Below are 25,840 nucleotides of genomic sequence, written 5' to 3'. Positions count from 1 at the left end.
TCACTTACTAGGACGAATGAGAACGGAAAATCTGCAGCCCGCTCGAAAAAAAATTGCCTGTTGCTGTTCAAGACGTTCTACCTCGTTGTAATACGTAAAATTTTCATTCAGCCATTCGTCTGATCGGGATGACCCCTGAATCCGAGGTGTGCCCGTGTTCTCAATTTCGCGTCCCATGACCCGAGCCAGCTTGGCCGCTGCCCTGGTCGCCTTCAGCATTGCCGCGCAAGCGCAGCCCGCCAGCGCCGATGCCAGCGCGCAGATCCGCCGTACCAGCTTCGGGGTGCCACACATCGTGGCCAAGGATGAGCGCGGCCTGGGGTATGGCATTGGTTATGCTTATGCCCAGGACAACCTGTGCCTGCTGGCCAACGAGGTGCTGACGGTGAGCGGCGAGCGGTCGCGCTATTTTGGTGCCAAGGCCAAGACCTTCGAGCAACGCGACAACTTGGCCAGTGACCTGTTTTTCACCTGGCTCAACACGCCGACTGCCGTGGGTGCGTTTCTAAACGCTCAGCCAGCGCCGGTGCGTGACCTGCTGGACGGCTATGCAGGTGGCTTCAACCGCGCCCTGGCCGAGCGCCGCAGCCAAGGGTTGCCGGCAGAGTGCGGGACTGAGGACTGGGTGCGTCCGATCACCAGCCAGGACTTGATCAAGTTGACCCGCCGGCTGTTGGCTGAAGGGGGTGTCGGCCAGTTCGTCGAGGCGTTGGCAGGGGCGCAGCCTCCTTCGCTGACCAGCCAACGCGCGGCGGCCGGTTTTGCCACGGCGCTGGCTCGGCAGGCGCGTTTCGCTTCGGAACGAGGCAGCAACGCGGTGGCCGTCGGGTCGCAGCGCTCGGCCAACGGCCGTGGCCTGTTGCTGGCCAACCCGCATTTCCCGTGGATGGGCGGTATGCGCTTTTATCAGATGCAACTGACCATACCGGGCCAACTGGACGTGATGGGGGCTGCATTGCCAGGCTTGCCGGTGGTGAACATCGGCTTCAACCGCCACCTGGCCTGGACGCACACGGTCGACACGTCGAACCATTTCACGCTCTACCGTCTTCAGCTCGATCCGAAGGACCCGACCCGCTACCTGCTCGACGGCAAGTCGCTGCCGTTGATGCGCCAAGCTGTCAGCGTCACGGTCAAGGCCGAGGATGGCACCTTGAGCCAGGTCGAACGCCAGGTCTACAGCTCGAAATTCGGGCCCGTGGTGCAGTGGCCAGGGCGCCTGGACTGGGACGCGCAAGCCGCTTACAGCCTGCGCGACGCCAACCTGGACAATACCCGGGTGCTGCAGCAGTGGTACCGCATCAACCGGGCCGACAGCCTGGACGCGCTGAAGGGCTCGGTGGAGCAGTTGCAGGGTATCCCTTGGGTCAACACGCTTGCCGTGGATGAAGACGGCCAAGCGCTGTACCTGAACCAGTCGGTGGTGCCCTATGTCGACCAGCAACTGCTGAGCACCTGCAGCAACCCGAAGGCTTCAGGGCGCCTGGTGGTGCTGGATGGCTCGCGCAGTGGCTGTGCGTGGAAGGTCGATGCGCAGGCCGCGCAGCCCGGGATCTTCCCGGCGCGATTGCTGCCCAGCCTTGAGCGCAAGGACTTTGTGCAGAACTCCAACGACCCCGCCTGGATGGCCAACCCCGCGCAGCCCTTGACCGGTTTTTCACCGCTGGTCAGCCGCAATGACCAGCCGCTGGGCATGCGCGGGCGTTTTGCCCTGAACCGCCTGCAAGGTAGCGCCAAGCTGGGCGTCGACGACCTGCAGCGCATGGTCACGGACGATGAAGTCTACCTCGCAAGCCTGCTGTTGCCGGACCTGCTGGCGTGGTGCAAGGGAGCCGAAGCGGACCTGCAGCCCGTGTGTGACAGCCTGTTGGCCTGGAACGGCAAGGCAGACCTGGACAGCGGCATTGGCCTGGTGCATTTCGAGAACATGTTCAATGCCCTGGCGGCCCACCCTGAAAGCTGGCGGGTGGCCTTCGACCCGGCGGACCCGCAGCATACGCCGCGCGGCCTGGCGGTCGAACAGGCGGCGGTGCGCAAGCTGTTGCGCGAGGCGGCCTTGGCGTCCTTGCAACAGGTGGGTAAAAGCGGAGTAGGGCGCGACAGCCAGTGGGGGCAGGTGCAGCAGGCTCTCGACGGTACGCCTGTACCGGGTGGCCCGCAGGGGCTTGGGGTCTATAACGCGATCCACAGCGTGCCGCATGGGCCGGGCAAGCGCCTGGTGGTCAGTGGTACCAGCTACCTGCAACTGGTCAGCTTCACCGATCAGGGCCCACAGGCTCGGGGGCTGCTGGCGTTCTCCCAGTCGAGCGAGGCGGGTTCGGCGCATGCCCATGACCAGACCAAGGCGTTCTCGGCCAAGCAGTTGGCAGTGATTCCGTTTACCGAGGCGCAGATCAAGGCGGACCCCGAGTATCGTGAATATGTGATCAGTGAGGGGGATAAAGGGGCAGTGGCTCAGCATTGAGCCTCTGTCCGAGGCGGTTGTCGTAGGAGCGGCCTCGCCGGGCGCTCCTACAAGCCGGTTGTCATCCGTTTGCAGAAAACTCGAACGGCGCCAGCTGAAAACCCTGCTCGTCAACCTGCAGGGTCCAACCTCGGCGGTCCCAGTCCCCCAGCACGATGCGCCGTGCGGGCTGGCCTTCCACCACCAGCTTGTGAATCGCCGGCCGGTGGGTATGGCCATGCACCAAAGTCCTGACACCGTGCGCCGCCATCACCTTAGGCACTTCCTCTGGCGTGACGTCGACGATCTCGGTGGCCTTCATGCGGGTCTGCGAGCGGCTTTCGCTGCGCAGCTTGCGCGCCAGCTTGTGCCTCGAAGACAGCGGCAGGTGCCGCAAAATCCACAGGCTCAACGGGTTGCGCAGGTAACGACGCAGCTTCATGTAGGCCAGGTCCCGGGTGCACAGTGTGTCACCGTGCATCAGCAATACCTGCTCACCGCCCAGTTCGATCACGCTCGGGTCGGCCAGCAAGGTGCAGCCGGCGGCATCGCAGAAATCCTGACCAATCAGGAAATCACGGTTGCCGTGCATCAGGTAGATCGCCGTACCGCTGTCGCTCAACTGGCGCATGGCCTGGCAAATCGATTGCTGGAAGGGCGTCATGGCATCGTCGCCGATCCACGCTTCGAAGAAATCGCCAAGGATGTACAGGGCCTTGGCGTGGCGCGCACGGCCGTCGAGCAGATCAAGAAACGCCCGGGTGATATCCGGGCGTTCTTCTTGCAGGTGCAGATCAGAGATCAGCAGTATCACTCAATGATCTCGGCTTTCTCGATGATCACATCTTCTTTCGGCACGTCCTGGTGACCGGATTTGGAACCGGTGGAAACGGCTTCGATCTTGTCGACGACGTCCTGGCCTTCGGTCACCTTACCGAACACGGCATAGCCCCAACCCTGGACGTTTTTGCCGCTGTGGTTGAGGAAGTCGTTGTCGGAGGCGTTGATGAAGAACTGCGCCGAGGCGGAGTGCGGCTCCATGGTACGGGCCATGGCGATGGTGTACTTGTCGTTCTTCAGGCCGTTGTCGGCTTCGTTCTGGATGCTGGCACGCTTGTCACGCTTCTCGTTCATGCCTGGCTCGAAGCCGCCGCCCTGGATCATGAAGCCCTTGATCACGCGGTGGAACACGGTGTTCGAGTAGTGGCCGGCTTCAACATAGGCCAGGAAGTTGGCAACGGTCAGAGGGGCCTTTTCGGCGTCCAGTTGCAGGACGATGTCGCCGTGGTTGGTGCTCAGTTTGACTTTGGACATGCTGAAATTCGCTCTTACAGGGCATTCGGAAATAGGTTGCGCAGGTTCACGCTCAGTCACCTGACGCTGGATCGGGCTGCCGCGGCACACGTACGCGGTGCCCATTTTGCCGGATCGCGACAATTTGCTGCGATAAATCGCGCCACTTTGTCAGCGCCCGGCTGTCAGCAGCTTGACTGCTTCGGCTATGATAGGCCCTTTGATTCAATCGGCCTACCCAGGCCGGACACGTGCATTCAAGGATCCTATGAGCAAGCCCACTGCCGACAACGCGCCCAACGCCGCTGCCAAAGGCGCCCCCGCTGTCCCTGCGAACTTCCTGCGGCCGATCATCCAGGCCGACCTGGACTCGGGCAAGCACAGCAGCATCGTCACCCGTTTCCCGCCGGAACCCAACGGCTACCTGCACATCGGTCACGCCAAGTCGATCTGCGTCAACTTTGGCCTGGCCAAGGAATTCGGTGGCGTCTGCCACCTGCGTTTCGATGACACCAACCCGGCCAAGGAAGACCAGGAGTACATCGACGCGATCCAAAGCGACGTCAAGTGGCTGGGCTTCGACTGGGCCGGCGATGTGCGCTACGCCTCCAATTACTTCGACCAGTTGCACGACTGGGCCGTCGAGCTGATCAAGCGTGGCAAGGCCTATGTCTGCGACCTGACCCCTGATCAGGCCAAGGAGTACCGCGGCAACCTCAAGGAACCAGGCAAGAACAGCCCGTTCCGCGAGCGCAGCGTCGAAGACAACCTCGACCTGTTCGCCCGCATGAAGGCCGGCGAGTTCAAGGACGGCGAGCGCGTACTGCGGGCCAAGATCGACATGGCGTCGCCGAACATGAACCTGCGCGATCCGATCCTCTACCGCATCCGTCATGCCCACCACCACCAGACCGGTGACAAGTGGTGCATCTACCCCAACTACGACTTTACCCACGGCCAGTCGGACGCCATCGAGGGTATCACCCACTCCATCTGCACCCTGGAATTCGAAGGGCATCGTCCGCTGTACGACTGGTTCCTGGATAACCTGCCGGTACCGGCGCACCCGCGTCAGTACGAGTTCAGCCGCCTGAACCTGAACTACACCATCACTTCCAAGCGCAAGCTCAAGCAGTTGGTCGACGAGAAACACGTCGATGCCTGGGACGACCCGCGCATGTCGACCTTGTCCGGCTTCCGTCGCCGCGGCTACACGCCGGCGTCGATTCGCAACTTCTGCGAAATGATCGGCACCAACCGTTCCGACGGCGTGGTCGACATGTCGATGCTCGAATTCAGCATCCGGGACGACCTCGACCGCACCGCGCCACGCGCCATGTGCGTGCTGCGCCCGCTGAAAGTGGTCATCACCAACTACCCGGAAGGCCAGGTCGAGCAACTCGAACTGCCGCGCCACCCGAAGGAAGACATGGGTGTGCGGGTACTGCCGTTCGCACGCGAACTGTACATCGACCGCGACGATTTCATGGAAGAGCCGCCGAAGGGTTACAAGCGCCTGGAGCCAGCCGGTGAAGTGCGCCTGCGCGGCAGCTACGTGATCCGCGCCGATGAGGCGATCAAGGATGCCGACGGCAACATCGTCGAGCTGCGCTGCTCGTACGACCCGGACACCTTGGGCAAGAACCCCGAGGGCCGCAAGGTCAAGGGCGTGATCCACTGGGTGCCGGCCGCAGGCAGCGTCGAATGCGAAGTGCGCCTGTACGACCGCCTGTTCCGCTCGCCTAACCCGGAAAAGACCGAGGACGGCGGCAGCTTCCTCGACAACATCAACCCGGATTCGCTGCAAGTGCTGACCGGCTGCCGTGCCGAACCGTCGCTGGGTCGGGCGCAGCCTGAAGACCGCTTCCAGTTCGAGCGCGAAGGCTACTTCTGCGCCGACCTCAAGGACAGCCAGCCGGGCCGCCCGGTGTTCAACCGCACCGTCACCCTGCGTGACTCCTGGGGCAGCTAAGGAACCGTCGTGCTTAACATCTACAACACGCTGAGCAAAACCAAGGAAGCCTTCAAGCCGCTCGATGGCAACAAGGTGCGCATGTACGTGTGCGGCATGACCGTGTACGACTACTGCCACCTTGGCCATGGTCGCAGCATGGTGGCCTTCGATCTGGTCACCCGCTGGCTGCGCAAGAGCGGCTATGAGCTGACCTATGTGCGCAATATCACCGACATCGACGACAAGATCATCAACCGGGCCAACGAGAACGGCGAGACGTTCGATGCGCTGACCGCCCGCATGATCGACGCGATGCACGAAGACGAGCGCCGCCTCAACATTTTGCCGCCGGATCAGGAGCCGCGTGCCACCGACCACATCGCTGGCATGCACGCAATGATCCAGACGCTGATCGACAAAGGTTACGCCTACGCGCCAGGTAACGGCGACGTGTACTACCGGGTAGGCAAATTCGTCGGTTACGGCAAGCTGTCGCGCAAGAAGATCGAAGACTTGCGCATCGGTGCGCGTATCGAGGTCGACGAGGCCAAGCAGGACCCGCTGGACTTCGTGCTGTGGAAGGGCGTCAAGCCGGGCGAGCCAAGCTGGGAATCGCCGTGGGGCCCGGGCCGTCCGGGCTGGCACATCGAGTGCTCGGTGATGTCCACCTGCTGCCTGGGCGAAAGCTTCGACATCCATGGCGGTGGCAGCGACCTTGAGTTCCCGCACCACGAGAACGAGATTGCCCAGAGCGAGGCGGCGACTGGCAAGCAGTACGCCAATGCCTGGATGCACTGCGGCATGATCCGTATCAATGGCGAGAAGATGTCCAAGTCGTTGAACAACTTCTTCACCATCCGCGACGTGCTTGAGAAGTACCACCCGGAGGTGGTGCGTTACCTGCTGGTGGCCAGCCACTACCGCAGTGCCATCAACTACTCCGAGGACAGCCTGCGCGATGCCAAGGGCGCTCTGGAGCGCTTCTACCACGCACTGCGCGGTCTGCCGCGCGTGGCGGCCAAAGGTGGCGAAGCGTTTGTCGAGCGCTTCAGCATGGCGATGAACGACGACTTCGGCACCCCGGAAGCCTGCGCTGTGCTGTTCGACCTGGTGCGCGAGATCAACCGCCTGCGTGACAGCGATCTTGAGGCTGCTGCTGGCCTGGCGGGTCGCCTGCGTGAGCTGGGTGATGTGCTGGGTGTGCTACAGCTGGAGGCTGATGACTTCCTGCGGGCCGGCGCTGAAGGCAAGGTGGATGCTGCTGAGGTTGAAAGCTTGATCCAGGCACGGCTGCAGGCACGGGCTGACAAGAACTGGGCCGAGTCCGACCGTATCCGCGACCAGTTGACCGCCATGGGTGTGGTACTGGAAGACAGCAAAGGCGCAACCACCTGGCGCCTGGCTGACTGATGGCTGCAGTGAAGGGGCTGCCAGGCAGCCCTTTCACGACACCTGGCCCAGGCTTCAAGCCTTGCGGCACACTACGAAACAGCAGAAACCGCTTTTCTTCCCAACACCGCACGCCCTTTCTTCATGCCGACCGCAAGCGCCAACAAGATCAGCGCGATCGATAGCCAGTCCCATCCGCTCGGAACCTGATGCACGATCACGGCCGAGCTGACGATGCCGAACACCGGTATCAGCAACGACAACGGCGCCACCGTCGACACCGGGTATTCGCGCAGCAGGCAGTTCCACCCCCAATAGCAGAAGTGCGTCGCGGCATACACCTGGAACGCGAGTGAACAGGCCAAGACGGCATTCGCTTGTGTGACCAGCGCCACAAACGGGCTCGTGCCGTGCAGCCACCAGGTCAGCAACAGCAAGGGTGCCGGCGCAAAGAGGCTGGCCCACACGACGAAGGCGAATATCTCCCGCACCTTTGACAGCTTGATGATGACATTGCCGATGCTCCAGGCCAGTGCGCTGATCATCACCAGCGTCAAACCGATGGTCGTGGTCTTGCCAGGGCTCGCGGCGAGGATGCCAAGCAAGCCGGTTGCCGCCAGCACGATGCTGATAAGTTGGGGCCAGGCCAGGGGTTCGCGAAACAGCAAACAGCCCCAGGCCAGCGTAAAGAATGCACTGAACTGGATCAGCAACGAGGCGCTGCCTGGCGGCACACCCATGGCAATCCCCAGGTTGATCAAAGCCCACATGGCGACGCCAAAGATCAAGCCATAAGCACCCAGCCAGCCGATCGCGACATTCGGGCGCTTCACGAAAAACACCCACGGTAAGGCGCACAGCGCAAAGCGGATGCCTGAGAGCAGCAGCGGGTCGACGTGGGCCAAGCCCAGTTTGGTAATCGGAAAGTTGATGCCCCATAGCGCAGTAACCAGCACTGCGAGGATCAGGTGTTTTCTACGCATGGTTTGACAGCCTTGTGAAAGTCGCGGCAGGGGGCCTTGACGCATTTGCCAATATGCCGGGGCGTGGTTTGGCCTGCTTTCAATTCAAGGTCAAATACCATTAAAATCAGGCCATGACGCATGCAGATGACACGCTGTACCAAGACACCGCTTGCGATGTGGTGGTGACGAGGAGGGCCTTTGCCGATGGCGAGCTGTTCCCGATGCACAGCCACAGGCGCGGCCAGTTTGCCTACGCCGCCTGCGGCGTGATCACGGTAGCGACCGCTTCGGGCACCTGGGCAGTACCGCCATTGCGGGCCATCTGGGTGCCTGCCGAGCTTGCGCACGCCATGCACATGCGCGGCCCCGTCACCATGCTCAACGCCTATATTTGCCCCCAGGCAGCCCAGCGGGTGGGCCTGCCTGAGCATTGCCAGGTCTTTGCCGTTTCGCCCCTGGTGCGCGAGTTGCTTGAGAAGGCCATTGACGTGCCCGCCCAGTATCCCGCGCAGGGGCGCGATGCCTGTTTGATGGGGCTGCTGCTTCATGAGGTCGCTGGCATGCCGGGTTTGTCGCTCAATGCCCCAATGCCCGAGGAGCCACGCCTTGCACGTGCTTGCAGGGCGTTTCTGGCGGAGCCCTCGTTGCAAACAGGCATCGACGGGATGGCGGAGCGCGCCAGCATGAGCCGGCGCACCTTCACCCGCCAGTTTCGCCTGCACACCGGGATCAGTTTTAACGAATGGCGCCAGCAGGCATGCTTGCTGGCAGCCGTGGTCCGACTGGGGAATGGGGAGCCCGTTACGCGCGTTGCGACAGCGCTTGGGTACAGCAGCCCAAGCGCTTTCGCGACGGTGTTCAAGCGTTTGCTCGGTGCTGCTCCCAGCCGCTACTTCGCCGATCCCGCCAATGGGCAATGCAGCACCAGCTTGGCCCCGCCCAGTTCCCTGGAGCCGATTTCCAATCCGAACCCATGCAGGTCTACGATCGCCGCCACGATCGACAAACCCAGCCCGAAGCCCGGGTGACGGTGGCCTTCTTCGCTGCGATAGAAGCGCTTCAACACAGCGGTGCGCTCTTCTTCAGGAATGCCCGGCCCAGTGTCCTCGATGGCGATATGCAGGCCCCGTTCATCCTGCGTCGCCGAAACCCGCACGCAGCCGCCCTCAGGCGTGAACTTGATGCCGTTGCCCACCAGGTTGGCCAGCGCCTCGAACAACAATTCGCGGTCACCGTGCAGCGCCGGTAACTGTTCGGGCTGGTCCAATTCAAGCCGAATAGCGCCATCTTCGGCCAATGGCAGGTAGAAGTCGTGCAGTTCCACCAGCAGCCCATGCGGGTCGAGCTGAACGAAGCCGGCACGGCGCTGACGGTCTTCCAGTTCGCTGATACGCAGCAAGCCGCGAAAGCGTGCCATCAGTGTGTCGGTTTCACCTATCGCCTGGTCGAGTGCCTCGGCCTGCGCCGAATCGCTGTCGCTCTGCTGGCGAATGCGGTACAGCTGGGCGCGCAGGCGGGTCAATGGCGTGCGCAGGTCATGGGCGATGTTGTCGCACACGCCCTTGACCTCATGCATCAACCGCTCGATGCGGTCGAGCATGGCGTTGACGATGGCGGCCAGCATGTCCAGCTCGTCGCGCCGGGCCGACAGCGGCAGGCGGTGGGTGAGGTCGCCTGCCACGATCAGCTCGGCCTGGGCCTGAATGGCGCGGATGCGCTTGAGCGGCCTGCGCCGCAGCAGGTACCAGCCGGCAAAGCCTGGGATCAGGGTCAGAGAAATACCCCAGAGCAGGGCATGCAGGATGATCCGGGTGACCACGAACAACGAGCCGTTGTCGCGCACCAGCACCAGCCAGCGGCCATCCTGCACCTTGATCGCCACGGCATCGCAGCTGTCGCGTGGCATGTGCGGGTCGTCGGCGTCCAGGCAGCGTTTGAGCTCATGAACCTTGCCGTCCAGGCCAAGCTCGGAGGGCAGGGTGCGAATACGCCCGCCGAGCGGGTTGAGTTGGGCATCGAACAGGCCGTAGGCGTCGAAGCTGCGTTCTTCGAAGGCCTGGCTGGCAATCAGCGCGTCGTCCAGTTGCTTGCCGCTCATGTGTGCGAACAGGTGCTGGCGCTGCAGCATGGAATGACGGGTGAGTTTGTTCAGGTAGCTGGACACCTCGAAGTACAGCACCCCCATGAGGATGCTGCTCCAGGCCACGAACAGAAAGCTGTACAGCGCCAGCAGGCGGCTGGTCGAGGAACTCCAGCCCTTAGACGGGTTCAGCAATGGCATAGCCCGAGCCCCGTACGGTACGGATCAGCGGCGATTGGCCGGGAGAGTCGATCTTCTTGCGCAGGCGGCCAATGTGGACATCGATCAGGTTGGTGCCGGGGTCGAAGTGATAACCCCAGACCTCCTCGAAGATCATCATCCGGGTGATGACCTGGCCACTGTGGCGCATCAGGTATTCCAGCAGCTTGTATTCGGTGGGCAGCAGGTTGAGCGTGTGCTCGCCGCGCCGCGCTTCGTGGCTGATCAGGTCCAGTTGCAAGTCGGCGACCTGCAGGCGGGTCTGGGTCATGGGCACGCTGTTGCGACGCAGTAGTACCTCGACCCGGGCGGCCATCTCGTCCGAGGCAAAGGGCTTGGTCAGGTAGTCGTCACCCCCGGCACGCAGGCCGCGCACCCGTTCGTCGACGTCGGAAAGGGCGCTGATCATCAGGATCGGTGTGGCGATCTTCAGGCTGCGCAGGGTGGTGACGATGGTCAGGCCATCGACTTCGGGCAGCATGCGGTCCAGGGTAATCAGGTCGTAGCCACCGGCAATCGCCTTGGCCAGGCCTTCCCGGCCATTATCGGCCCAATCCACGTCCAGGCCGTGGCTGGAGAGTTCGGCGACGATTTCCTGGCCGGTGACGGCGTCGTCTTCGATGGTCAGTACGCGTGGCATGCTGGTTCCTGGGCGGCGAATAGAGGCTTGATTGTGCCAAAGAATAGACAAACGGCGATTTAAGAAAAATTCATCTGGCAAAGCACGGTCGACCAAGCGGCCAAAAAAAAGGGCATGCCATTGCCTGGCATGCCCCGTTTCAGGCTGTCGCAGCGCCTCAGGCGACCTTGACGATCCAGCCTGCCGGTGCTTCGACGTCACCGCTCTGGATGCCGGTCAGCTCGTTGTAAAGCTTCTGGGTGACCGGGCCGACTTTCTCCAGGTCGTGGAACACGTGCAGCTTGCCGTTGTACTCGATGCCACCGATCGGGGTGATCACCGCGGCGGTACCGCAAGCGCCGGCTTCGATGAAGCGGTCGAGGTTGTTGATCTCGACATCGCCTTCGATCACTTTCAGGCCCAGGCGCGAGGACGCCAGTTCCATCAGCGACAGGCGGGTAATGCCTGGCAGTACGGAGGCCGATTTCGGCGTGATGAACTCGTTGTTGGCGGTGATGCCGAAGAAGTTGGCCGAACCGACTTCCTCGATCTTGGTGTGAGTCAGCGGATCGAGGTAGATGGCATCTGCGAAGTTGGCCTTCTTGGCTTCAGCGCCCGGCTGCAGGCTGGCGGCATAGTTGCCACCGACCTTGGCTGCGCCGGTGCCTTGCGGGGCGGCGCGGTCGAAGCTGGAGATCTGGAAGTTGTGCGGCTTCATGCCGCCCTTGAAGTACGAACCCACTGGGATGGCGAAGACCGAGAAGATGAACTCGGGCGCGGTACGCACGCCGATGTTGTCACCGGTGCCGATGACGAACGGGCGCAGGTACAGGGCGCCTTTGCCATGTGGCGGCACGAAGCGCTCGTTGGCCTTGACCACTTGCTTGCAGGCCTCGATGAACACATCGGTCGGCACGTGCGGCATCAGCAGGCGAGCGCAGCTGCGCTGCATGCGCGCGGCGTTCTGGTCTGGGCGGAACAGGTTGATCGAGCCGTCCTTGCAGCGGTAGGCCTTGAGGCCTTCGAAGCACTGCTGGCCGTAGTGCAGGGCAGTGGAGCCTTCACTGATGTGCAGTACGTTGTCTTCGGTCAGGGTGCCCTTGTCCCACTCGCCATTGCGCCATACGGACAGGTAGCGCTTGTCGGTCTTGATGTAGTCGAAGCCCAGCTTGTCCCAATTAATGCTCTCGTTACTCATGACACCCTCGATTGTCTTGCAGATGCCCGATTGCTCGGGCTGCTGTTATATGCGCACCACGCCACGATAATACATCCGTCGCGGATCGGGAACGGCCAGTCACGAATTGCTGGCCGCTGATGCGGGGTTGCTGGCTCTAAAGCTGCCAGTAATCATCCAGCGCGAGCCGTTCGAGCAGTACTGCATCATGGGAAACCACCACCAGCGCCCCCTGAAAACCCCGAAGCATGCATTCCAACGCCTCCAGTGACGGAAGGTCCAGGTGGTTGCTGGGCTCATCCAGCAACAGCAGGTCTAGCGGCCGCTCGCGGTACAGCACAGCGGCCAGTGAGGCCTTCAGCCGTTCACCGCCACTGAGCAGGGCGCTGGGCAGCTCGATGCGTCCCGCATCGAGGCCCAGTTGCGCCAGCCGACAACGCAAATCACTCTGTGCCAGCGTCGGGTTGGCCTGTCGCAAGTGGTCGAGCACGGTGGTTTGCCCCGGTAGCACGCTGCAGTGCTGGTCGAGTAAAGCCACTTCGCCGCTAACGTGGACGGTGTCGGACGGCACGGCTAGCGTGCCGTTGAGCACTTGCAGCAGGGTGGACTTGCCAGTGCCGTTGGCGCCGACCAGGCCTACACGCTGGCCCAGACACAGCCGCAGGCACAAGTGTTTGCGGTTGCCGTGCGGCAGGCGCAGCTGATGCACCGCCAGTACTTCCCTGCCTGGGTGGCGTTGAGGCGTCGGTGTGTGCAGGATGATGGTGCTGCTCTGTTCAACCTCGCAGGCTGCATCACGGACTTGGCCCTGCAGGGCCTGCAAGGCATCCCGATGGTCGCGTCGTTGTTTGCCAGCCGTGGCCTGGCTGCGCTCATGCTGGCGATCCAGCAGAATTTTCGCCTGGTTTGCATGCTTGGCCTGCCGCCCGGCACGCGCCTGGTGGCGCTCAAGGTCTTCGCGCTGGCGCTGTAACTGGTGGGCGTGACGTTTGCGCTCCAGTTTGAGCCGCGCAAGTTGCTGCTGGGCCACTTCTGTCTGCTTGGCTTTTTGCGTGACATAAAGGTTGAAATTGCCTCCAAATGCCTGCAAGCCGAGGCTGGACAGCTCGACGATACGCGCCATGTGCTGAAGCAGGCCGCGGTCGTGGCTGATAACCAGCAAGCCGCGGTCCCAAGCCTGGATCATGCTCAGCAACTGTGCGCGGGCTTCGGTGTCCAGATGATTGCTCGGTTCGTCGAGAATCAAATAGTCGGCGTCGCTGAGCCAGGCACCGATCAAGGCCACGCGCATGGCCTGGCCACCGCTGAGGCTGCGGGCAGGTTGGCGCCAGTCGAGTTGGCCAAGGCCCTGTCGGTCAAGGTGCACCTGGAGTTGCTCGCGAATATCCCAGCGTTCACCCACCGTGTCGTAATCGACGGGGTCGACGCTGCCTTGTTCAATACGCTTCAACGCCGCGATCACCGTGCCTGCCTGGGCAAGGTCGGCTACCGTGGCGCTTTGCTGGATGACCTGTTGATGCAGGTGGTGAATGCGACCCTGGCGAAGGCAGCGCCCGCTTGTGGGTTCGCGCTGACCTGCCAGTAACTGTCCGAGCAGGCTTTTACCCACGCCATTGCGCCCAACCAGCCCCGTACGGCGCTGATCGAACGATTCGTTGAGATTGGAAAACAGCAGCCTGCCATCAGGCAAAGCCAAGGAGACGCTATCCAGCGTCAGGATCGACGTATTCGTCATGCACAACTCCACTCAATGCCGCGACATCTCCGGAGCAAACCGGAGGCTGAAGGCTGGCCGTCGAAAAGACGGCGGCATCAATGGCGCATTGGACGAACACCTCGCAGGAATGGAAGACGGATCGTATCGAACCGGTGAAGGCAGGTAAAGCGCCGTCCGCCGATAGGCCTCAGTGCACTTGCAGGCGCTTGTTCCAGTCACCGTTGTGGCTGCGGCTACAGGCCTCTTCACTGTCAAAACGCACATGCCAGGCCGGATGATCCAAGCGTATCCCTACTTCATCCAGCGCCTGACAGGTCAGCGCCAGCATGCGCGCCTTGGCCACCCCAGCCAGCGCTGCAGCTTTGTCTGCCTCGCGCTGGAAAACCCAGGTGATGCGCAAGCTTGCGGGAAAGTTGTCGGGGTCGAGGCGGTGGGTGAGCCAGGTGAACCCGACGATTTCTGCCTTGGCCGTTTCGCAGGCCTCCGTCAGGCAAACTACCAGTTCACGCTCCACGCGTGCCACCTCGCGCTTACCCATAGCCTTCATTGGGCGGCCTCATTATCTATTTGCTGGCAAAAACGCAGGCGGTTGCCGAACGGGTCGTACACCTGCATCTGCAGGCCCCAGTCCAGCCTTTCGGCCTCAGGGCGGGCGTAGCCGTAGCGTTTGGCCTGCAGTTCGCCTTCGAGGGCGCGCAGGTCGTCAATACGGGCAAATACGGTTGAACCAGGGGTAGCGTCTCCATGGTGCTCGGTCAGGTGCAGTATCAGCCCGTCGCGATGAATTTGCGCGTACAGGGGCAAGTCCGGGCTGAAGCGGTGCTCCCAGTCGAGGCTGAAACCGAGAAAATCGAGGTAGAACTCTTTGGCCTTGTCGACCGAAAAAATACGCAGTACCGGGATGGCGGCGGCGAGCGGCATAAGGCGTCCTTGACCGTTGGCAAAGGTGCCACTGTAGCGCAGTTAGGCGGTCGCCTGCGCGTCTCTGGCTGCCGGGCCGACGGCAATGGTTGACCACCTGCCGGCCACTGCGTAGCCTTGCCTGTTCGAGGTTCTTCGGCCAGGCCGAAGCTAAGACGGGAACGCGGTACATGCCGCGGCTGCCCCCGCAACTGTAAGCACCGACAAAGGATCGACACAGCCACTGCGCAAGCGCGCGGGAAGGCGTCATCCGGCCCGCCTTGCTCTTTACCGAGCAGCAGGCATGGTGCGAGCCAGGAGACCTGCCTCGAAGCGCTTTCGACTTTCAACCGGGCGGGGTGATCCGGTGGCGAACAAGCCCGGCCGACCTGGCCCGTGGCTGTCGTCCTGCATGCCCGCGCCATCTGCCAAGGGCACCGCGACATGAAAACACTGGCCAAACTCCCCGTCACCATCGTTACCGGCTTCCTCGGCTCGGGCAAGACCACCTTGCTGCGCCATATGCTCGACAACGCCCAGGGCCGCCGTATCGCGGTGATCGTCAACGAATTCGGCGAGCTGGGCATCGACGGCGAAATTCTCAAGCAGTGCAGCATCGGCTGCACCGAAGAAGAAGCCAGCGGCCGCGTTTACGAACTGGCCAATGGCTGCCTGTGCTGTACCGTACAGGAAGAATTCTTCCCGGTAATGCGCGAATTGGTCGCGCGCCGTGGTGACCTCGACCACATCCTCATCGAAACCAGTGGCCTGGCTTTGCCCAAGCCGTTGGTACAGGCCTTCCAGTGGCCGGAAATCCGCAACGCCTGCACCGTCGACGCGGTGATCACCGTGGTCGACAGCCCGGCCGTGGCGGCCGGTACCTTTGCCGCCTACCCGGACCAGGTGGATGCACAGCGCAAACTCGACCCTAACCTGGACCACGAGTCGCCGCTGCACGAACTGTTCGCCGACCAGTTGGCCAGTGCCGACCTGGTGGTGCTGAACAAGGCCGACCTGATCGACGCCGAAGGCCTGGCCAAGGTCCGTGCCGAAGTGGCTGAAGAGCTGCCGCCCGCCGTCAAGGTGGTCGAGGCCAGCAGCGGTCGCCTGCCGCTGGAAGTGCTGCTGGGGGTGGGCGCCGAGTCCGAGGCGCACATCGATGGCCGCCGTACTCACCATGATTCGCACCACGATGGCGACGACCACGACGATCATGACCACGACGCCTTTGATTCTATCTCCATCGACCTGCCCGAGGCTGACGAAAGCCTGTTGCTCGATGCCCTGACCCAACTGGTGGTCGAGTTCGGCATTCTCCGCGCCAAAGGCTTTGCCGCCATCCCGGGCAAGCCAATGCGCCTGCTGGTGCAGGGCGTGGGTACCCGTTTCGACAAGCACTTCGACCGCGCTTGGCGCGCCGACGAGCCGCGTATCACGCGCTTGGTACTGATCGGTCAAGAGCTTGACGCTGCGCAACTCGAAGCGCGTCTGCGCCAAGCACTGGGCGCCTGACCCATGCACCTGCTGCGGACCCAGCCCGGCGGCTTCGTGCCGGATGACAGCATCGCCGACCTCGGCCAGAGCCCCGCCGATCTGGTGATCCTCTGCAGCGGTGATTCACACCTGGCATTGCTCGCCGACACGGCCGAGCAATTGCCTGACGACTTCCCCAGTTTGCGCCTGGCCAACCCGATGCAGGTGCAGAACCATGCCTCGGTCGACCTGTATGTCGACCAGGTGCTGCGCCATGCCAAGGTCATCCTCGTGTCGCTGCACGGTGGCGTTGGCTACTGGCGCTATGGCGTAGAGCAACTGGTCGCACTGGCGGCCCAGGGCGTGCAACTGATCCTGGTGCCGGGCGACGACCGCCCGGACCCGGAGCTGACCGGCCTGGGCACGGTGACCGGCGAGCAGGCCGAGCGCCTCTGGCACTACCTGCGCCAGGGCGGCAAGGCCAACGCCATCAACCTCTTCAACTGCCTGGCCAACCAGTGGCTGGGCCGCGATTATGGCTGGGACGAGCCGCAGCCCTTGCCGCGCACCTCGGTGTACCACCCGGCCAAGGGCAGTGCAGCGCTTGAAGACTGGTATGCGCAGTGGCACCCGGAACACCCGGTGGCACCGCTGCTGTTCTACCGCTCTCACCTGCAGGCGGCCAATACCGCATTCATCGACGTATTCTGCGAGCGCTTGCTGGCGGCCGGGGTCAACCCTTTGCCGATCGCCGTCGCCAGCCTCAAGGAAATCGCCTGCCTGGAACAGGTCGAAGCCTGGCTGGACGAGGTCGGTGCCGAGGTGTTGATCAATACCACGGGGTTTGCCTTGTCCAGCCCTGAGCGCCCCAACCTGCGCCCGTTCCGCCGCGATATCCCGGTACTGCAGGCTATTTGCGCGCAAGACAACCAACCCACCTGGGAAACCAGCGAGCAAGGCCTGGGCGCGCGCGACCTGGCCATGCACATTGCCTTGCCGGAGCTGGACGGGCGCATCATCACGCGCCCGGTCAGCTTCAAGGACATGGCCTGGCGCAGCGAGCGCAGCCAGTCCGACGTGGTCTGCTACCGCGCCCATCCCGAGCGCATGGACTTCGTCGCTGAACTGGCCCGGCGCTGGGTAGCGCTGGCCCGCTTGCCCAATGGCCAGAAGCGCGTGGCCCTGGTGCTGGCCAACTACCCGACCCGCGACGGCCGCATCGGCAACGGTGTGGGGCTGGACACGCCGGCGGCTGCGTTGAACATCCTCAAGGCGCTGCAGGGCGAAGGGTATCCGCTGGCCGACCTGCCGGGCACGGGCACCCAATTGATCCACCAGTTGCTGGGCGGCGTGACCAACGACCTCGACCATCTGGACCAGCGCCCCTGCGCGCAGAGCCTGAGCCTGGATGACTATCAGGCAGCGTTTTCCCGCCTGCCGGAGGCCAATCGCCAAGCGGTGCTGGAGCGTTGGGGCGCGCCGGAACACGACCCCATGTACCGCAGTGGGCGGCTGATGGTGGCAGGCCTGCGCTTCGGCCAGACCTTCGTCGGTATCCAGCCGGCACGCGGCTACCAGGTTGATCAAAGTGCGGTGTACCACGACCCCGATCTGGTGCCGCCACACGGGTACCTGGCGTTTCATTTCTGGCTGCGCCATGCCTTTGCTGCCGATGCGGTCATTCATGTTGGCAAGCACGGCAATCTGGAGTGGCTGCCCGGCAAAGGGGTCGGCCTGTCGGCGCAATGCTGGCCAGACGCGCTGCTTGGCCCGTTGCCGAACATCTACCCGTTCATCGTCAACGACCCCGGGGAGGGCGCGCAGGCCAAGCGCCGCACCCAGGCGGTCATCATCGATCACCTGATGCCGCCGTTGACGCGCGCCGAAACCTACGGCCCGCTGCGTCACCTGGAGCAACTGGCCGACGAATTCTATGAGGCGCAGTTGCTCGACCCGCGGCGGGCCCGCGAGCTGCAGCGCGACATCCTGGAACTGGTCAAGGCCAACCACATCGATCGCGAACTGCAACTGGAAGGCCAGCTGGACGATGCCGCCGTATGGCTGCCGCGCCTGGACACTTACCTGTGCGACCTCAAGGAATCGCAGATCCGCGATGGTTTGCATGTGTTTGGCCAGTCACCTGAAGGTAGGCTGCGCCTGGACACCTTGCTGGCGTTGCTGCGCGTGGAGCGCGGCGACGGCCGGGGTGGCAATGCCAGCCTGTTGCGCACACTGGCCAAGGCCCTGGTGCCCGGCTTCGACCCACTCGATTGTGACCTCGGACAGCCTTGGCAGGGCCTGTGCCCAGCGCTTTTGCAGGCAGTGAGCGACGCGCCATGGCGCACCTGCGGTGATACCCGTGAGCGCCTTGAACTGCTGGCCCTGCAGGTGATTGAGCAGGCACTGGACGGAGCTTCGGCACTGCCTGCAGTGAGCGAATGGCAACCGGTGCACGAAGTGGTGCAAGCGCTGTGTGCAACGGTGGCGCCGAGCCTGGATGCCTGTGGCGCGGCAGAAATCGACGGCCTGCTGGCGGCCCTGGCTGGCCGCTTCGTCCCGGCGGGCCCCAGTGGCGCGCCAAGCCGCGGGCGCCTGGACGTGCTGCCCACCGGTCGCAACTTCTATACCGTGGATGTGCGTAACCTGCCCACCACCACGGCCTGGCGCCTGGGTTTCGCGTCGGCAAACCTGATTCTCGAACGCCACTTGCAGGACCACGGCGACCACCTGCGCCAATTGGGCCTGTCGGTATGGGGCACAGCGACCATGCGCACCGGCGGTGACGACATCGCCCAGGCCATGGCCTTGATGGGGGTGCGCCCGGTCTGGGCCACCGGCAGCCAGCGGGTCGACGATTTCGAAATCCTGCCGCTGGGTGTGCTTGATCGCCCGCGGGTGGATGTGACCTTGCGCGTCTCGGGTTTTTTCCGCGATGCCTTCGGCAACCTGATTCGCCTGTTCGATGCCGCCGTTCAGGCTGTAGCGGCGCTGGATGAGCCCGATGACCTCAACCCGCTGGCAGCACGGGTGCGCAACGAGCGCGAAACGCTGCAGGCACAGGGCGTCGACGCTGAGCAGGCGGCCCGCCAGGCTGGCTGGCGGGTGTTCGGGGCCAAGCCCGGTGCTTATGGCGCTGGCGTGCAGAACGCCATCGAGGGCCGTTTGTGGCACAGCCGTGACGATCTGGCCGAGGTCTACCTCAACCACGGCGGCTACGCTTACGGCACAAGCGACGAGGGCACCCCGGCCCGCGCCCAGTTCGCGCACCGCCTGGGCCAGGTCCAGGCGGTACTGCAGAACCAGGACAACCACGAGCACGACGTGCTCGATTCCAACGATTACTACCAGTTCCAAGGTGGCATGCTGGCCGCCTCTGAAACCTTGTCTGGCGCGTCGGTAGCCAGTTATCACGGCGACCACAGCCAGGTCGATCGGCCGCGTATCCGCACCCTCAAGGAAGAGCTGAACCGGGTCATCCGGGCCCGTGCGCTCAACCCGAAGTGGATCGACGGAGTGAAGCGCCATGGTTACAAAGGCGCCTTCGAGATGGCGGCGACAGTCGACAACCTGTTCGCCTTCGACGCTACCACGCACCTGATCGATGACCATAATTATCAGTCCCTGGCCGATGCCTACGTGCTCGACCCGGCGACCCGCGACTTCATGCGCGAGCACAACCCCGAGGCCCTGCGCGACCTTACCGAGCGTTTGCTGGAGGCCCAGCAACGCGGCCTCTGGGAGGCGCCTGGCGATTACCGCGAAGCCCTTGAGGAGCAGTTGCTCGACGGCGAGGAACAGGCTTGAAATGAGTGAACCCGTACAATTTCCGCTGGCTGCAGTGGTCGGTGCCGATGAGCTGAAACTGGCCCTGTGCCTGACCGCCATCGACCCGAAGATCGGTGGCGTGCTGATCGAAGGCCCGCGCGGCATGGCCAAAAGCACCTTGGCCCGCGGCCTTGCCGACCTGCTCGGCGAAGGCCCGTTCGTCACGCTGCCATTGGGCGCCAGCGAAGAGCGCCTGGTCGGCACCCTCGACCTGGACGCTGCACTGGGGCAGGGCAAGGCACAGTTTTCGCCAGGCGTGTTGGCCCAGGCCGATGGCGGTGTGCTGTACGTGGACGAGGTCAACCTGCTGCCCGATACCTTGGTCGACCTGTTGCTCGACGTGGCAGCCAGCGGCACCAACCGCATCGAGCGCGACGGCATCTCGCACCGGCATAGCGCCCGCTTTGTGCTGATTGGCACCATGAACCCGGAAGAAGGCGAGTTGCGCCCGCAGTTGCTCGACCGTTTTGGCTTGAATGTGGCACTAGAAGGTTTACCAGAACCGCACGCACGCCAGCAGATCATCCGTCGCCGCCTGGCGTTCGACAGCGACCCGCAGGCCTTTTGCGCGCAATGGGCGGCCGCCCAGGCGCAACTGCGTGAGCGTTGCCAGCAAGCGCGCCACGCCCTTGCCCTGATTGCCTTGGACGATCAGGCCCTGGCCTGGATCACCGAGCGCTGTTATGCCGCCGGGGTCGATGGCCTGCGTGCTGACTTGGTCTGGCTGCGCGCTGCACGGGCGCATTGCGCCTGGCGCGGGGGCGCGGCCATAGAAGAAGCCGATGTGGACGCGGTGGCTGAGTTCGCCCTGCGCCATCGCCGCCGGGTGACGCCGCAGCAACAACAGCCGCCTTCGACACCGCCCGAGGCAGGCCAGCAGGGCGCAGACAATCAAGGCGGGCAGGGTGATTGGGGTGCCCTGCCACCTCAACCGGTAGTGAGTGGCGCGCGTCGCGAGGTGCCGAACTGGGCAAAAAAGCCCTGAGCATCCGCCCGCGGCAGGTTCAAGGGGCGGATGCCAGACCACGCGTGGGCAAGCTGGCAGGCGCCAGCCGTGGTCGTGCGCGCAGTGACGCGGCGGGCCGGGTGGCGTGGTTGCCGACCTTGCTCAAGGGGCGGCCCCGGCTGCGTGACGACCTGTGCTGGCAACAGCGCCAGGGCCAGGCTAACGAACTGTGGCTGGTAATCGTCGACGCATCTGCTTCAACCCGCCGCCATCAGGCTCTCGCGCAAACCAAAGGCTTGCTGGCGGCGTTGTTCGACCAGGCATACCGGCAGCGCGCCCGGCTGGCCTTGCTGACCGCCAGTGGGCGGACACCGCAGTGGCAGCGTCACGGCCTGAAGGCCTCGGCAGCCCTGCAGCCCTGGTTGCAAGCGCTGGGAGCGGGCGGTGGTACGCCGTTGATCGCTGCGCTGGAGCAGGCACGGCAGTGGCTGCAGACTCGGCAGCAGGCCCACCCCAATGAGGCTGTGCGTTGCCTGGTGTTTACCGACGGACGGCTGCAGCGCTGGGATGCCGTGCAGCCCATGCCGTGTGCCACGCTATTGGTCGACATGGAACTGGCGCCCGTTCGTCTGGGGCGCGCACAACAGTTGGCAGAACAACTGCAGGCGGATTATCAGCACCTGGAACAGTTCAAGGTTGTGGATTGAGTTACGGCGGCGGGGGAGGTTGCGACACTATGTCGCAATAACAAAAGTTGCGAGAGCCGCAGCTGGGAAGTTGCGCAAGTGCGTGACAGGGCACGCACTTGGCGGGGTAATCGGTATTACTTCGGCATCGACCACGGTTGCAGGTCGTAACCTTTTTCGCACAGTTCGGCGCGCACTTCCTCGATCAGGCTGGCCCATTGCGCAGGGTCGGAATAAATGCGCGAGGACACTTGCTTGCTGCCGATGCGGGTGCTGGTCCGGTCGATCACTGCCAGGCTCAGCTCACCAGTACCGTTGGGTGCATCCCAGGCTACGCACTGGAAAGGTTCGAAGGCGTGGTCGGCAATCAGCAGTGCTTCGTTGACACGGAGCGGGGCATTCATGGTTCGGTCTCTCTATGGTCCCAAACATCGAAGTAAAGTCCGCGTTGCTTCAAAGTCGCCTCAATAATCGCGAAGTGCAGCGCGGGGTTATGTGTACTGATGCTCGTTGTCCGGGGGGAAGTCACACATTGGATGTAAAAATTTTTGTCAGGGGCGAATCTGTTCACGCTTACGCCGCCATGTGATGTCGATAAAGTGCGAAAATTCCCGTCATGGATTGTAAAAAAATGATTCGGCAGACAGACGGTACTGGGCACCGTCAAGTTCGTTGCTACTGTTAATTGGGCGCCACAACTTGCTGTTTTACTTCACAAAACCAAACTCTGGCGCCAAGGAACGGTCATGCAGCAACCCGCTTCCCAACGCCGTTTGCTCATCGTCGACCCCTGCGACGACTGCCACCAATTGCTGCCGGGCCTGCGCAGTGCCGGCTGGGACGTGGACAGTTGTATCCTCGGCGCCGCGCTGGAGCACACCTGCGATGTTGGCCTGCTGCGCCTGCAGGCATCGCACCTGCGCCATCCCGACGCCGTGAAGGACATGATCAAGCGCAGTAATACCGAGTGGATTGCCGTGCTCAGCGCCGAGCAGTTGCGTATGCAGAACGTGGGTGATTTTGTCTGCGAATGGTTTTTCGACTTCCATACCTTGCCGTTCGATGTTTCCCGCGTGCAGGTCACCCTCGGGCGTGCCTTTGGCATGGCCCGCCTGCGCGGCAAGGGCGCGGCGCGGGTGGACGAGGCGACGCATGAGCTGCTGGGTGAAAGCCGCCCTATTCGCGAACTGCGCAAATTGCTGGGCAAGCTGGCGCCCACCGAATCGCCGGTGCTGATCCGCGGTGAGAGCGGCACAGGCAAGGAACTGGTGGCGCGCACCCTGCATCGCCAGTCACAGCGGCGCGATCAGCCGTTTATCGCCATCAACTGCGGGGCGATACCCGAACACCTGATTCAGTCCGAGTTGTTCGGGCACGAAAAGGGCGCGTTTACCGGCGCCCATCAGCGCAAGGCCGGGCGAATCGAAGCGGCCCATGGCGGCACCCTGTTTCTGGACGAGGTCGGTGACTTGCCCTTGGAGCTGCAGGCCAACCTGCTGCGGTTTCTGCAGGAGAAGCACATCGAACGGGTCGGAGGCAGCCAGCCGATCCCGGTGGATGTACGGGTGCTTGCGGCCACCCACGTGGACCTGGAAAAGGCCATCGAACAGGGGCGCTTTCGCGAGGACCTGTATTACCGGCTCAATGTGTTGCAGGTGGTGACCGCGCCGTTACGTGACAGGCATGGCGACCTGTCGATGCTGGCCAGCCATTTTGCGCATTTCTACAGCCTTGAAACTGGGCGCAGGCCGCGCTCGTTCAGTGACCATGCCTTGGCAGCCATGGGCCGGCATGATTGGCCCGGCAACGTGCGCGAGCTGGCCAACCGGGTGCGACGCGGGTTGGTGTTGGCTGAAGGGCGGCAGATTGAAGCGCCGGACCTGGGCTTGCAGATCGAGCAGGAACAGCAGCCGTTGGGGACGCTGGAGGAGTACAAGCACCGGGCGGAGCGCCAGGCTTTGTGTGATGTGCTTAACCGTCACAGCGACAATTTGAGCATCGCGGCGAAGGTGCTGGGGATCTCACGGCCAACGTTCTATCGGCTGTTGCACAAGCACCAGATCCGCTGACAACAAGCCTTAGACTGTGCGTAGCTGCCGACCTTGTGGGGGCGGGTAAACCCGCCCCCACAGTTCCCTGATACCCCGATCGATCAGTGCGGGGCGCGGTGGATGGTCTTGAGCAGGTCTTCCGGGCTGATATGCCCCACCACCTGGGCCACCGCGCTGCCGGGGGTCGGCAGGTCGATGATGTGGCTCTTCATCTTGCCGACCACGTGCATCTCGCACGGCTTGCAGTCGAACTTCAGGGTCAGTACTTCGTCACCCTGAATCAGCTGCATCGGCGCGACCTTGGTGCGCACGCCGGTCACGCCCTTGGCCTGCTTGGGGCACAGGTTGAACGAGAAGCGCAGGCAGTGCTTGGTGATCATCACCGGCACTTCGCCGTGCTCTTCATGGGCCTCGTAGGCCGCATCGATCAATTGCACGCCGTGACGGTGGTAGAAATCGCGGGCCTTCTGGTTGTACACGTTGGCCAGGAACGACAGGTGCGACTCCGGGTACACGGGTGGTGGCGTGGTCTCGGCCTTGCGCCCGCCACGCGGGTGCGCCTTGACCCGGGCAGCGGTCAGCGCCTCGATGGCCTCACGGCGCAGGGCTTTGAGCTGCGAGTTGGGGATGAAGTACGCCTGCGGCGCATCCAGCTCGATGGCGTTGGCGTGGTACTGGGTCGTGCCCAGTTGGCCCAGCAGGTCGTGCAACTGCTCGAGTGCCTGTTGCGGCTTGTTGGCCGCGCCGAACGGGCCATCCAGGGCCACTTGCACACTGACGCCTTCTTCACTGCTGACGGTCAGCATCAGGCGCTGCTCACGCAGTACTGCGTGCCACTCGACGCCCACCCGTCGCTCGGCCGAGGTGCGCTGCAAGGCTTGCTGCCAGTTGTGGTCGAGGTTGCGCGACAGCGGGTGGTTCGGCCGCAGCTTGTACAGGCCGTCGGGCATCTCGTTGGGTTCGACGCGGTAGCGGTAGCGCTTTTGGCCGTCTTCCTCGAATTCGCCGCGGGGTTCGGCGATGTTGGCGCGGAAACCCACCACCTCACGCTTGACCAGCACGTTGAGGCCGTCGCCGTTGGTCAGCGGCACATCGGTGATGACCAGCATGTCGCGCTTGTTGACCTTTTCCACCACACCCACCGGCAAGCCGGTGAAGGTCGGCGAGTCGAAGGCGCCGATGTCGATCTTGCGGTCGCTGACGAAGTAGTCGGTGCTGCCGCGGTGGAAGGTCTTGTCCGGGTCTGGGACGAAGAAGTGTTCGGTGCGGCCGCTCGAGGCACGGGCCAGGGCCGGGCGGTCTTCGAGGATGGCGTCGAGCTCTTTGCGGTAGTGGGCGGTGATGTTCTTCACATAGCCCATGTCCTTGTAGCGGCCTTCGATCTTGAACGAGCGCACGCCGGCGTCGACCAGGTCGCGCAAGTTGGCGGTCTGGTTGTTGTCCTTCATCGACAGCAGGTGTTTTTCGAAGGCAACCACGCGGCCCTGGTCATCCTTGAGGGTGTAGGGCAGGCGGCAGGCTTGTGAACAGTCGCCACGGTTGGCGCTGCGGCCGGTCTGGGCGTGGGAGATGTTGCACTGGCCGGAGAAGGCCACGCACAGCGCGCCATGGATGAAGAATTCGATGGCCGCATCGGTTTCGGCGGCAATGGCGCGAATCTGCTGCAGGTTCAGCTCGCGGGCCAGTACCAGCTGCGAGAAGCCCGCCTGGTCGAGGAACTTGGCCCGCTCCAGGGTGCGGATGTCGGTCTGGGTGCTGGCGTGCAGCTCGATCGGCGGGATATCCAGCTCCATCACCCCCAGGTCCTGCACGATCAGGGCATCGACGCCGGCGTCGTAAAGCTGATGGATCAGCTTGCGCGCGGGCTCCAGTTCGTTGTCGTGGAGGATGGTGTTGATGGTGGTGAACACGCGTGCATGGTAGCGACGGGCAAACTCGACGAGTTCGGCAATTTCGCTGACTTCGTTGCAGGCGTTATGGCGCGCGCCGAAGCTCGGGCCGCCGATATAGATGGCGTCAGCGCCGTGCAGGATCGCTTCGCGGGCGATGGCCACGTCACGGGCAGGGCTGAGCAGTTCCAGGTGATTCTTTGGAAGGGACATG

At 63.3% G+C, this 25,840-nt stretch carries 19 protein-coding genes, 1 pseudogene and 1 riboswitch; of the genes and pseudogenes, 9 read left to right on the top strand and 11 right to left on the bottom strand.

Annotated features, from left to right (window positions below):
• Positions 1-154 precede the first annotated feature (154 nt).
• The gene (pvdQ, locus tag DJ563_RS07905; protein WP_434519205.1) at positions 155-2,464 is read left to right on the top strand and encodes a bifunctional acylase PvdQ; all 2,310 of its coding nucleotides are present in this window, start codon (positions 155-157) and stop codon (positions 2,462-2,464) included.
• 61 nt (positions 2,465-2,525) lie between these two features.
• On the opposite strand, the gene DJ563_RS07900 is transcribed toward pvdQ, so the two are convergent.
• Positions 2,526-3,257 carry a UDP-2,3-diacylglucosamine diphosphatase gene (locus DJ563_RS07900; protein WP_434519204.1) on the bottom strand — a complete coding sequence of 244 codons (732 nt, stop codon included), beginning with the start codon at positions 3,255-3,257 and terminating at the stop codon, positions 2,526-2,528.
• Positions 3,254-3,757: a peptidylprolyl isomerase gene (locus DJ563_RS07895; RefSeq protein ID WP_274098060.1), complete on the bottom strand. Its 504-nt coding sequence runs from the start codon at positions 3,755-3,757 to the stop codon at positions 3,254-3,256. The genes DJ563_RS07900 and DJ563_RS07895 overlap by 4 nt, the downstream gene beginning before the upstream one ends.
• A 247-nt stretch (positions 3,758-4,004) precedes the next feature.
• On the opposite strand from DJ563_RS07895, the gene DJ563_RS07890 reads away from it, so the two are divergent.
• Both DJ563_RS07890 and cysS read left to right on the top strand, forming a co-directional pair.
• Positions 4,005-5,708, top strand: a complete 1,704-nt coding sequence (locus DJ563_RS07890; RefSeq protein ID WP_274098061.1) for a glutamine--tRNA ligase/YqeY domain fusion protein — start codon at positions 4,005-4,007, stop codon at positions 5,706-5,708.
• A 9-nt stretch (positions 5,709-5,717) separates the two neighbouring features.
• On the top strand, positions 5,718-7,100 hold the full coding sequence (gene cysS / locus DJ563_RS07885; protein WP_033698271.1) for a cysteine--tRNA ligase: 1,383 nt from the start codon (positions 5,718-5,720) through the stop codon (positions 7,098-7,100).
• Positions 7,101-7,171: 71 nt separating this feature from the next.
• On the opposite strand, the gene DJ563_RS07880 is transcribed toward cysS, so the two are convergent.
• Complete coding sequence (locus DJ563_RS07880; protein WP_274098062.1) at positions 7,172-8,062, bottom strand: EamA family transporter; 891 nt, start codon at positions 8,060-8,062, stop codon at positions 7,172-7,174.
• Positions 8,063-8,175: 113 nt separating this feature from the next.
• Here DJ563_RS07880 and DJ563_RS07875 point away from each other — a divergent pair.
• Positions 8,176-8,946 (top strand): annotated as a pseudogene (locus DJ563_RS07875) (AraC family transcriptional regulator); the annotation flags it as partial.
• Here DJ563_RS07875 and DJ563_RS07870 read toward each other — a convergent pair.
• The 6 genes from DJ563_RS07870 to DJ563_RS07845 form a co-directional block, all read right to left on the bottom strand.
• A complete protein-coding gene (locus DJ563_RS07870; RefSeq protein WP_434519203.1) occupies positions 8,934-10,325 on the bottom strand; it encodes a sensor histidine kinase in 1,392 nt (463 codons plus the stop codon). The pseudogene DJ563_RS07875 and the gene DJ563_RS07870 overlap by 13 nt on opposite strands.
• The gene (locus tag DJ563_RS07865; RefSeq protein WP_033698266.1) at positions 10,303-10,983 is read right to left on the bottom strand and encodes a response regulator transcription factor; all 681 of its coding nucleotides are present in this window, start codon (positions 10,981-10,983) and stop codon (positions 10,303-10,305) included. Before DJ563_RS07865 ends, DJ563_RS07870 begins: the two co-directional genes overlap by 23 nt.
• A gap of 157 nt (positions 10,984-11,140) precedes the next feature.
• Positions 11,141-12,160 carry a branched-chain amino acid aminotransferase gene (locus tag DJ563_RS07860; protein WP_047583041.1) on the bottom strand — a complete coding sequence of 340 codons (1,020 nt, stop codon included), beginning with the start codon at positions 12,158-12,160 and terminating at the stop codon, positions 11,141-11,143.
• A gap of 136 nt (positions 12,161-12,296) precedes the next feature.
• Positions 12,297-13,874, bottom strand: a complete 1,578-nt coding sequence (locus tag DJ563_RS07855; RefSeq protein WP_434519202.1) for an ATP-binding cassette domain-containing protein — start codon at positions 13,872-13,874, stop codon at positions 12,297-12,299.
• 169 nt (positions 13,875-14,043) lie between these two features.
• Complete coding sequence (locus DJ563_RS07850) at positions 14,044-14,403, bottom strand: hypothetical protein (RefSeq protein ID WP_274098065.1); 360 nt, start codon at positions 14,401-14,403, stop codon at positions 14,044-14,046.
• Positions 14,400-14,777 (bottom strand): glyoxalase superfamily protein, encoded by a 378-nt coding sequence (locus tag DJ563_RS07845; protein ID WP_434519201.1) that lies wholly within the window; start codon positions 14,775-14,777, stop codon positions 14,400-14,402. Before DJ563_RS07845 ends, DJ563_RS07850 begins: the two co-directional genes overlap by 4 nt.
• A 111-nt stretch (positions 14,778-14,888) precedes the next feature.
• A riboswitch (cobalamin riboswitch) is annotated at positions 14,889-15,101 on the top strand.
• 99 nt (positions 15,102-15,200) lie between these two features.
• On the opposite strand from DJ563_RS07845, the gene cobW reads away from it, so the two are divergent.
• The 4 genes from cobW (at position 15,201) to DJ563_RS07825 (ending at position 21,707) form a co-directional block, all read left to right on the top strand.
• Positions 15,201-16,268, top strand: a complete 1,068-nt coding sequence (gene cobW, locus DJ563_RS07840; protein WP_274098072.1) for a cobalamin biosynthesis protein CobW — start codon at positions 15,201-15,203, stop codon at positions 16,266-16,268.
• A gap of 3 nt (positions 16,269-16,271) precedes the next feature.
• Complete coding sequence (gene cobN / locus DJ563_RS07835) at positions 16,272-20,033, top strand: cobaltochelatase subunit CobN (protein ID WP_434519200.1); 3,762 nt, start codon at positions 16,272-16,274, stop codon at positions 20,031-20,033.
• Position 20,034: 1 nt separating this feature from the next.
• Positions 20,035-21,039, top strand: a complete 1,005-nt coding sequence (locus DJ563_RS07830; protein ID WP_033698257.1) for an ATP-binding protein — start codon at positions 20,035-20,037, stop codon at positions 21,037-21,039.
• Between the two features lie 101 nt (positions 21,040-21,140).
• Positions 21,141-21,707 (top strand): vWA domain-containing protein, encoded by a 567-nt coding sequence (locus DJ563_RS07825; protein ID WP_434519705.1) that lies wholly within the window; start codon positions 21,141-21,143, stop codon positions 21,705-21,707.
• 116 nt (positions 21,708-21,823) lie between these two features.
• On the opposite strand, the gene DJ563_RS07820 is transcribed toward DJ563_RS07825, so the two are convergent.
• On the bottom strand, positions 21,824-22,090 hold the full coding sequence (locus DJ563_RS07820; protein ID WP_013972506.1) for a hypothetical protein: 267 nt from the start codon (positions 22,088-22,090) through the stop codon (positions 21,824-21,826).
• Positions 22,091-22,432: 342 nt separating this feature from the next.
• Here DJ563_RS07820 and DJ563_RS07815 point away from each other — a divergent pair, with 342 nt between their 5' ends.
• Positions 22,433-23,755 (top strand): sigma-54 dependent transcriptional regulator, encoded by a 1,323-nt coding sequence (locus DJ563_RS07815; RefSeq protein WP_274098070.1) that lies wholly within the window; start codon positions 22,433-22,435, stop codon positions 23,753-23,755.
• An 83-nt stretch (positions 23,756-23,838) separates the two neighbouring features.
• On the opposite strand, the gene DJ563_RS07810 is transcribed toward DJ563_RS07815, so the two are convergent.
• Positions 23,839-25,839, bottom strand: coding sequence for a peptidase U32 family protein (locus tag DJ563_RS07810; protein WP_156310045.1), 2,001 nt, complete (start codon positions 25,837-25,839; stop codon positions 23,839-23,841).
• Position 25,840: the final 1 nt, after the last annotated feature.

The sequence above is a fragment of the Pseudomonas sp. NFX1 genome, assembly GCF_051123555.1.
GTDB lineage: Bacteria > Pseudomonadota > Gammaproteobacteria > Pseudomonadales > Pseudomonadaceae > Aquipseudomonas > Aquipseudomonas capeferrum.
This window is presented reverse-complemented; position numbering and strand designations above follow the sequence as displayed.